Here is a 9,169-nt window from a genome sequence, read left to right as displayed (position 1 = left end):
GAAGCACTCCTTCAGTCTTTTTATGGTTGTATAGTCAACTACCATTATACAAGATTTGGGGAGGTGCTTCTTTTTTCAACTCTCAAAACCGTTGGGAGACATGGACTAAGAATTATGAAATTCATTCGAATTACTTAAATTACTATTAATATACTAATATGTAACCCATATAGTTAGAAAATAGTATCAAGTTGCTAGTCTTTGTTCCGATTCAATACGTGTTATTTCTTTGGTATATTGGTGATTAATTTTTCTGTGAAATGTAGTTAGACAAACAAATATATTAAGGTTATAATGAGGCATTTGATTTAAAGCGATAACAAATATGCTTAAATAGTGGCCTTGTGTAGGGAGCATTTACTACCTTAACAATAAATACTTGGAAAATTACTATGACACAACTAATTATTACAAATCAAACATTATGTGGATTAATAATGGTAACCAACGAACATATAAAACCGACTTCCTAAAAAGGAAAGTCGGTTTCTTTTAGAGCTTTAATTCGCCCATACGGATAAGCTCTACAACTGCCTGTGAACGCCCCTTGACTCCTAATTTTTGCATAGCATTTGAAATATGGTTACGGACAGTTTTTTCAGATATAAACAATTCCTGGGCAATTTCTTTAGTTGTTTTGTCCTGAACTAAAAGTTCGAATACTTCTTTTTCTCGTTTAGTTAATAACTGCTTCGGTTTGTACTCGTTGTCCTTCAAATGTTAACCCCTCCTTGCTGTCATAGAGCTGCATGACGAAGGGAAATTATTTAGTCACTAATAGCTTATGTGATGAACCATAAACGGTGCGCACATTTCTCGATTGGGAAAAATATATTAATATACACCTTTTTTTCGTTAGAAGTATAGTTTTTGAAAATAATTTATTAGTTTTTCGAGCTTTTATGATAAAATATGACTATATATTGAATGGAAGTTCAGGAGGTAAAGTCTTGAAAAACAATAGTACACCGGAACAGATAGCGAAATTAGAGAAAAAACTCCGACATATTTCGGGTGCAATAAAACAAAACGGGCGTAAAATACTTAATAACTATCCAATAACAAATCCTCAATTTATCGCGCTTCAATGGTTGAAGGAAGAAGGCGACATGACCATTGGAGAATTATCAGCGAAAAATGGCTTAGCTTTTAGTACGACTACTGATTTAGTTGATCGAATGGAAAAAAATGAATTAGTAGAACGAGTACGAGATACGAATGATCGCCGAGTAGTGCGGATACATGTATTAGAAAAAGGACATCGCATTATTGAAGAGGTTATTTTAAAGCGTCAGGAATATTTAAATAATGTCTTAGAGAACTTTACCGAGGAACAAACAACGACACTGATAGAACTTCTCAATCTGTTACATGCTCAGATGAAAAGTATTAATGAAAAATAAAACGAAATTACATCTAGAAGAGGCGGATATAATTGGATAAACCGATTGGTGTCATCGACTCAGGAGTCGGTGGTTTAACAGTAGTACATGAATTAATGAGGCAATTGCCGAGGGAAAAACTAATTTATCTAGGCGATACGTTGCGATGTCCATATGGTCCAAGGACTCCAGAAGAAATTAGAAGTTTCACCTGGGAAATGGTTGAATTCTTATTAAGGAAAGATATCAAAATGTTAGTAATCGCATGTAATACCGCTACAGCATATACATTGTCCGAATTACAAGAACAACTCTCTATCCCTGTAGTTGGCGTTATACAGCCTGGAGCGCGTGCAGCGATTAAGTCTACTATTAACAATCATGTAGGCATTATTGGTACAGAGGGTACGGTTCGTAGTAAAGCATATAGTATAGCACTTAATATGATAAAACCTAATCTCCATATTTCAGCGCTTGCATGCCCGGCTTTTGTTCCACTGGTTGAACAGGGAATGCTTTCCGGTAATGTTGCGAAGAAAACAGTGGAGGATTCGTTATTGGCTTTAAGAGACTTTAAAGCCATGGATACACTTATATTAGGTTGTACGCATTATCCATTATTGAAAGATGTGATCCAGGAAGTGGTTGGGCCACAGGTTACGTTGATTTCGTCTAGTGAAGAGACGGCAAGAGAAACCAGTACAATATTGGAAGTGAATCAGTTGTTAAATGATGGGCTAGCTCCTTGCTACCATCAATTTTACACCACTGGGGATGTGGATATGTTTACCACATTAACGAAGCGAATTTTTAATAGTTCTATTAATAATCTAAGGTCTGTTTCAATCGAGAAAGCTGTTATCTAGTTTGTGTTGTTCTTTTGTGTAGATAGCGTTTTTAAGAAAATTAGGTATCTTCATGAATAGCCGGTATATGGAGACAGGATAGATGAAACTGAGGTTGACTCTAATAATAGGAGTCAACCTCAGTTTTTATGTGTTTTTTACTTATCAGCTACAAATTTCATTCATCAGGTCTAAAATGAATGAAGGGCTCGTATATATAGTAGTACAAACTATCGTAGGAGGGAATGACATGAGAAAGCGATTTTTGCTAATGTTAATCACTACTTCTTGTACACTACTACTATTAACTGGATGTTTCCAAGGCGAACAATCATTACAAGATATGGATCCACCACCAAATGCGGAAGAAGTTGATGGAAAAGAGGATTCAGCCACAGACAAGGAAGAAACTGCTAACGAGGAAAGTGATAGTACAGCTCAAACGGTGGAACGTCAACTGTTTTTACTAGATTCGAATGGATTGGTAGCACCGCAATCACTTGAACTACCAGTACCAGAATCTAAGGAAGTGGCAGCTCAAGTACTAGAATACATGGTTAAGGATGGACCTGTAACAGCATTATTACCAAACGGATTCCAAGCAGTACTTCCAGCTGATACAGAGATTCTAGGTGTTGATATTTCTGAAGGGACGATAACAGTAGATTTATCAGAGGATTTTACAGAATATGCTGCTTCAGAGGAAAAACAAATTTTAGAGGCAATGACATTTACACTCACACAGTTTGATAATGTGGAACGTGTGAAGCTTCGTGTAGGTGGTCAAGACTTAAAGGCTATGCCAGTAAATGGTACACCAATTGCTAATGGCTATACTCGAGCAAACGGAATTAATATTGTGGAATCTGATACCGTAGACTTGATTAATAGTAAGGCTGTCACAATGTACTTCCCAACCGAACATGAAAATAATCAATATTTCGTACCAGTAACCCAATATGTGCAAGCAAAGGATGGTAATCTACATCAAGCAATTGTCCAGGCTTTAATTGATGGACCAGCTTATGAGACGAATTTGATGCACGTATTCAATGACGAAACCATATTAGTCGATGATCCAAAATTAAATAGTGGTGTATTGGATCTCGTATTTAGCCAAGATGTGTTGAAGGATATGGAAAATGGTGTCATTGCAGATGCTGTGATGGAAACGTTGGTTCGTACATTAACAGAGCAAGAATCAATTGAAGCAGTAAATATAAAAGTAGAAAACGTTGAGCAAATTGCAAATGAAAGTGGCGAAGTGTATACAGAGCCAGTAACAAGGGAATCAATCATCCCATCAGAAAAATTATAGAATTATTTAGAAGGAGAACGGATTTATATCTGTCTCCTTTTTTGTAGGTGATATGGATCATAGTTGTCATGCTATGATTTTTTTTACTTATTGTCGATTAGCAGTTAGAGGGGAAGGAGTAAAGGATTACAAGTATCTTCTAAAACAATTGTATAAGGTGAATCTTTCCAGTAAAATATGATAAGCTAAGTTTGTTAAGGAGGAAATTAATATGAGAACAGATCAAAGAAATGTTAATAGCTTACGACCAATTACGATTACAACAGATTTTATTAAGCATCCAGAAGGCTCTGTATTTATTCAAGTAGGCGATACAAAAGTTATTTGTAATGCTACGATTGAAGACAGGGTTCCTCCTTTCATGCGTGGTCAAGGAAAAGGGTGGATTACGGCAGAATATGCGATGCTACCACGTGCTACCCAAGATAGAAATATTCGTGAATCATCTAAAGGAAAGGTTTCAGGAAGAACGATGGAGATTCAGAGGCTAATTGGGCGTGCACTTCGCTCAGTAGTTGATTTGGATCAAATTGGTGAAAGAACGGTTTGGATTGATTGTGATGTCATTCAAGCAGATGGTGGTACAAGAACAGCCTCCATAACAGGAGCTTTTGTTGCAATGGTTCTTGCTTTTGGGAAGCTTTTACAAACGAATACATTAAAGAAAATGCCTGTAACAGATTTTCTTGCTGCTACATCGGTTGGTGTATTACCAGATGGAACGGAAATATTAGATTTGAACTATGAAGAAGATTCGATGGCTAATGTGGATATGAATATCGTGATGACTGGCTCTGGTGAGTTTGTAGAAATTCAGGGAACTGGTGAAGAGGCTACTTTTTCAATGGCACAATTACAAACCTTGTTAGCATTAGCAAATGAAGGATTGAGTGATATTTTTGCCATCCAGAAGGAAGCAATTGGTGAATTATCAGCGCGTATCGGTGAAACAGTGAAGTGAGGTGGAATGGGATGAAGGAAATTGTTATTGCAACTAAAAATGAAGGTAAGGCGAAAGAATTTAAAGTTCTATTTGAACGGTATGGCATAAAAGCGACTTCACTATTAGATTTAGAACAAGAACTTCCAGATATTGAAGAAACGGGTTCTACCTTTGAGGAAAACAGTGCACTGAAGTCTGAAGGTATTGCGAATATCCTACAAATACCAGTTATGGCTGATGATTCTGGATTAGTAATTGATGCACTTGACGGTGAACCAGGGATTTTTTCTGCTCGCTATGCAGGTGAGCCTAAGGATGATAAGAAAAATATCGTGAAGGTATTAGAAAAACTAAAAGATGTCCCTACAGAGGAGCGTACTGCACGTTTTGTATGTGTGCTATCCGTTTCGATACCTGGCGAGACCACTATTTTTAAAAAAGGGTATTGTGAAGGTACTATTGCATTTGAAGAAAAAGGGAGTCATGGTTTTGGGTATGACCCAATCTTTATACCAGACGGATATAATCAGACTATGGCAGAGCTTGGTCCTGAAGAGAAGAACAAGATTAGTCACCGGAGAAATGCGATGGTTCAATTAGAAGATTGGATACAAAATCTACGTTAGTGGAGAGGATATCATGCCAAAAGTTGTTATTATGAGTGATAGCCACGGATTAACGAAGGAAATAGCAATGATTAAAGAAAGAGAGAATGCGCCATATATTTTTCATTGTGGAGATTCTGAGTTAAATGATCGGGCGAAAGAATTAGAAGGTGTATTTACCGTATCAGGAAACTGCGATTTTAACAGTGAATTTCCGAATGAAATTATTAAAGAGATTGGTGGACTAACATTCTTAGTTGTTCATGGGCATTTACATAATGTTAAAATGAATTTATTAAACTTATCCTACTATGCAGACGAGGTCAATGCAGATATTATATGTTTTGGTCACTCTCATATCGCTGGTTCGGAGAAAGTTAGCGATAAGCTTTTTCTAAATCCGGGTAGTATACGACTACCAAGAATGCGAACGGAGAAGACGTATTGTGTGCTGGAATGGGAAGAAAGAGATAGTATTGCTATAACGTATCGAACGGTTGAAGGAAAAATTGTAGAAGAATTATCTTACACAACTGCTTTAGATTAGAAATGGGAAGGGGGTGTATTTCAAGCACCCTTCCTGTTGAATATTTTGTAAATTGATAATTTGGATTTAAGTATTGACTTTTAGGTTGAAACTCCATATAATAATTTTTGTGACCCAAAAGGGAACAGATATTGATATGCGGGTGTAGTTTAATGGTAAAACTCTAGCCACGAGCAAGACATCTACCGAATAAGCTACGAGTTGCCCTGAGGAATGTACTTCCTTGAAAAACTAGTAGACGCAGGGGCATGACTTGCGTGAGTAATTATTAAAGTAAATAAATACACATAATGCGGGTGTAGTTTAATGGTAAAACTCTAGCCTTCCAAGCTAATGTCGTGGGTTCGATTCCCATCACCCGCTCCATACATATGTCCCAGTAGCTCAGCAGGATAGAGCAACAGCCTTCTAAGCTGTGGGTCGGGAGTTCGAATCTCTCCTGGGACGTCAGCTAAAGCCTTACAACCACAAGCGTTGTGAGTTTTTTTGTTTAGGAAATTATAAAATTCTGTTACTGTGGATAACTTTAATATGGTAAACTTCCTCTAAGGGCAAAACCACTTGATTCATGGTATAATATTTGAACATAAGAAATACCTCCTTTAAGGTTATTGTGTGGTTACTTTAACTTTATCAGAAGGTATCCTTCAGTTTATTAAAAGTAAAATATAAAAAAACAAGCGTGGCACTCACCATTTTGGTTGGTAAGTGCCACGCTCTATATTATTTACTGGGGTTTTGTCCCAGCCGCTATATGTAGGAAAAAGTAATTATTTAAACAAATTATTAAATAATCCAGAAAATAATTTTTGTTATCATTTCTGCATCACTTTTATTTATTCCAGCATCTCTTATTTTCTTAATTACATAGTTTTTAGAAACTTTATTAGGCATTGTCTAATGCTTTACCGATTTTTTCCCCATTCCTTTTAACAAAATCCGAATATTTTTTGAGAACGGTTTAAGTACCCATGATAAAATATGTCTCCCGTTTTTGGCAACAGCTCCAAAGGCCTTTAAACCTTTCAACCCTACACCTAATATCCCGTTTGTTGTATACCCACCGTCATCTTGAAGAGCAACTTGTTGCTCAAAGTAGAATTTACTCATTCTTAAATCCTTTTCAAAGGTATCACTTTCAGAATTGAACATGTCAGTTGGAAATTTATCATGGAGTACTTCGCTAGGGAGTGTAGGTAATGACTCTAATGTAGTTTTTTGCTTGTACAAAACTCGGGCCGACAGTGCAAATTAGTAACGTCAGTGCTAAAGTTACCGATAGTCTTTTTAGTAGTTTTTTACGCAATATTATTCCTCCTTACAAATATAGTTTTTTTCCAAAATAATATGGTACTATATAGTTATTGTTTAGTAAACATAAAATTGATAAAATTAAGACAATGGAGTGGAATTAATGTGGCTGAGACCAAAATTGATAAAAAGGCTGAAGCATTTGGAATAACTGTAGCAATACTTTTGGGGACTTTAGCAGTAGTAGCATTTGTTGCCTTACCAATTGCTATTATGTATGGAGTTTTTTTCTTATTATCCCAAACCCCCTTTTTAAGTTTTGCTTTTTATCCTAGTTTTTGGGGTAATTTTTTATTCTTTGGTTGTTATACAATAATAACTATCGTAGTATTTGGATTATTTGATATTATAATTACAATTCTACGAAAGCGAAAAACTAAGGATTTAGATGATATAGGACCTAACACCTTTTTTGAGTGGGTTTTTTATGCCTTCTTGCTAATTGGCTACTTTGCTCTATCTATAAATCTTATAGATAGATTAGAATCAACAATCATTGGATTAATGATACTATCCTTTGTTGGAACAGTTGTATACCTAGTAGTTATACTTATTACTAATAGAATAAAAGATGATGAAAGTGAATAGAAGGCACCTTAACCAAATTTTAGAAGACCAGTTTCAATGTTCCTTTCGCGAATTGATTGAGGCTGGGGCATAAAAAAACAAGATTTCATCATAGTAACTAAACGAATCCTTGCTTTTACGTAAATTACCACTAACTAAGTAGGGGTACTTTTCACCAAAATCACTAATTAATGATTGGAGATATGTAGTAGCTGAATCTCTCCTAGGGCCCCATTACATAACAGCTTGACCTTTGATATGACAAGGGTTTTAATAGTTAAGGGATGCTAACACAGATTGGAATACTGTGGCAGCATCTCTTTTTTTCTCGAGAATATCGCTGCGATTTTCTATAGCCTCCTAGTTTATTTTACTGGAGGATGATACTATTGAAGCGATCTATGCTGAACACCTGGTGACCTGCCTTGTGTATTGTTTTTCCTATTCTAAAAGATCGAACGCCTTCGCCAACAATTCGATTCCCCTCATTCGATTCGCTGCACCAGGAAAATTTGGAATAATGGTTACTTCTTCTACTTGATAGTACGCTTTTAATTTAATCAGTTCCTCTTTCACATATTGGGCATCACCGATGATTGCCTTTTTTCTTGTACGTTCAATCTTTTTCTTCTCAAATGAGCTGTATTCTTGTTTTTTCGCTGTTTCCACAGATGGAAAATATAGTGGGTTTTTAGCAGTTTCAAGTGATACCATCCAATCATCAAAAGCAAGGGCTAACTCCGCCGCCTCTTCCTTCGTTTCGGCAATAATGGTGAAAACGGCAATGGCAGAGTTTGGTTTCTTCTGAAATACAGAAGGTCGGAAATGCTTCTTGTAGTCGGCAATCACGTCTATCCCGTTACCTAATGGTTTAACAAAATGTGCATAGGTTAAGGATAATCCATGTTCGGCGGCTATTTTGGTACTTTGACCACCTGCACCTAGCATCCAAATTTCTGGTTTTGTCGGTGTAACAGGTGTAGCGATTAGGTTTTGAAAACGATGCTCGCTAGAAGTATCATCTGCTAAATACTTCAGGACATCTTTTACAAGCTGTTCATAAGATAATCTTTCTTCTTTTTCTTCATTTAAAACCTGATTAACGAGTCTACCACCAGGGGAATTGCCAATGCCTAAATCAATTCGGTTCGGATGGATTGCTTCCAGCATACGAAAATTCTCTGCTACTTTATATGGACTATAGTGGGGGAGCATTACTCCGCCAGAACCAATACGGATACGTTTGGTACGGCTTGCTAAATACATCATGAGCATTTCTGGCGTGCTACTGGCAATCGAGAAGGCATGGTGTTGTTCAGGTACCCAATAGCGGTTATATCCCAATTGATCCGCAAGTTTTGCTAATTCTACTGTTTGAAGCAGTGCGTCTCGTGCACTATTACCTTCATCAATTAGTGAATAATCTAGTATATTTAATGGAATCATGATGTAACTCCTTTGTATTTACGTTTATAAGTCATTTTCGTATATTTTGGTGTGAAAGGCAAATGAATGAACTATCTATGATTGAGTCAAGTATTTGTGGGAGATTTTTAAAGTCCCTTATTTTGTATTGTTTTAATTCCAAATTTGACAACGGTTTCAGATTTATATCTTTCCATCTGTTTCCGCTTTTTTACTTTTTTAAATT

At 36.3% G+C, this 9,169-nt stretch carries 10 protein-coding genes and 2 tRNA genes; 9 read left to right on the top strand and 3 right to left on the bottom strand.

Features of this window, described 5'->3' with window-relative positions; all coding sequences use genetic code 11:
• Positions 1 to 492: 492 nt before the first annotated feature.
• Positions 493 to 717 (bottom strand): helix-turn-helix domain-containing protein, encoded by a 225-nt coding sequence (locus tag AAIB49_RS18710; RefSeq protein WP_010099041.1) that lies wholly within the window; start codon positions 715 to 717, stop codon positions 493 to 495.
• A gap of 233 nt (positions 718 to 950) precedes the next feature.
• On the opposite strand from AAIB49_RS18710, the gene AAIB49_RS18705 reads away from it, so the two are divergent.
• The 8 genes from AAIB49_RS18705 to AAIB49_RS18670 all read left to right on the top strand — a co-directional run bounded on the left by AAIB49_RS18705 (position 951) and on the right by AAIB49_RS18670 (position 6,087).
• The gene (locus AAIB49_RS18705; protein ID WP_339214437.1) at positions 951 to 1,403 is read left to right on the top strand and encodes a MarR family winged helix-turn-helix transcriptional regulator; all 453 of its coding nucleotides are present in this window, start codon (positions 951 to 953) and stop codon (positions 1,401 to 1,403) included.
• 32 nt (positions 1,404 to 1,435) lie between these two features.
• A complete protein-coding gene (gene racE / locus AAIB49_RS18700; protein ID WP_339214438.1) occupies positions 1,436 to 2,248 on the top strand; it encodes a glutamate racemase in 813 nt (270 codons plus the stop codon).
• Positions 2,249 to 2,477: 229 nt separating this feature from the next.
• Positions 2,478 to 3,545 (top strand): GerMN domain-containing protein, encoded by a 1,068-nt coding sequence (locus tag AAIB49_RS18695; RefSeq protein WP_339214439.1) that lies wholly within the window; start codon positions 2,478 to 2,480, stop codon positions 3,543 to 3,545.
• 211 nt (positions 3,546 to 3,756) lie between these two features.
• Positions 3,757 to 4,506: a ribonuclease PH gene (gene rph, locus AAIB49_RS18690; RefSeq protein ID WP_339214440.1), complete on the top strand. Its 750-nt coding sequence runs from the start codon at positions 3,757 to 3,759 to the stop codon at positions 4,504 to 4,506.
• Positions 4,507 to 4,517: 11 nt separating this feature from the next.
• Positions 4,518 to 5,114 carry an XTP/dITP diphosphatase gene (locus tag AAIB49_RS18685; protein ID WP_343458929.1) on the top strand — a complete coding sequence of 199 codons (597 nt, stop codon included), beginning with the start codon at positions 4,518 to 4,520 and terminating at the stop codon, positions 5,112 to 5,114.
• 13 nt (positions 5,115 to 5,127) lie between these two features.
• A complete protein-coding gene (locus AAIB49_RS18680; protein ID WP_339214444.1) occupies positions 5,128 to 5,640 on the top strand; it encodes a metallophosphoesterase family protein in 513 nt (170 codons plus the stop codon).
• Positions 5,641 to 5,932: 292 nt separating this feature from the next.
• Positions 5,933 to 6,006 (top strand) — tRNA-Gly (locus AAIB49_RS18675).
• Positions 6,007 to 6,013: 7 nt separating this feature from the next.
• Positions 6,014 to 6,087 (top strand) — tRNA-Arg (locus AAIB49_RS18670).
• A gap of 450 nt (positions 6,088 to 6,537) precedes the next feature.
• On the opposite strand, the gene AAIB49_RS18665 is transcribed toward AAIB49_RS18670, so the two are convergent.
• Positions 6,538 to 6,750 (bottom strand): hypothetical protein, encoded by a 213-nt coding sequence (locus tag AAIB49_RS18665; RefSeq protein WP_343458928.1) that lies wholly within the window; start codon positions 6,748 to 6,750, stop codon positions 6,538 to 6,540.
• Between the two features lie 306 nt (positions 6,751 to 7,056).
• Between AAIB49_RS18665 and AAIB49_RS18660 the strand changes: the two genes are divergently transcribed.
• Complete coding sequence (locus AAIB49_RS18660; RefSeq protein ID WP_343458927.1) at positions 7,057 to 7,539, top strand: hypothetical protein; 483 nt, start codon at positions 7,057 to 7,059, stop codon at positions 7,537 to 7,539.
• Between the two features lie 420 nt (positions 7,540 to 7,959).
• Here the strand turns inward: AAIB49_RS18660 and AAIB49_RS18655 are convergent, their stop codons facing one another.
• Positions 7,960 to 8,964: an LLM class flavin-dependent oxidoreductase gene (locus AAIB49_RS18655; protein ID WP_343458926.1), complete on the bottom strand. Its 1,005-nt coding sequence runs from the start codon at positions 8,962 to 8,964 to the stop codon at positions 7,960 to 7,962.
• Positions 8,965 to 9,169: the final 205 nt, after the last annotated feature.

It is taken from the genome of Ornithinibacillus proteolyticus, from assembly GCF_039581225.1.
Classification (GTDB): domain Bacteria; phylum Bacillota; class Bacilli; order Bacillales; family Amphibacillaceae; genus Ornithinibacillus; species Ornithinibacillus massiliensis.
The sequence above is the reverse complement of the archived record's forward strand: the minus strand, read 5'-3'. Positions and strand labels throughout refer to the sequence as shown.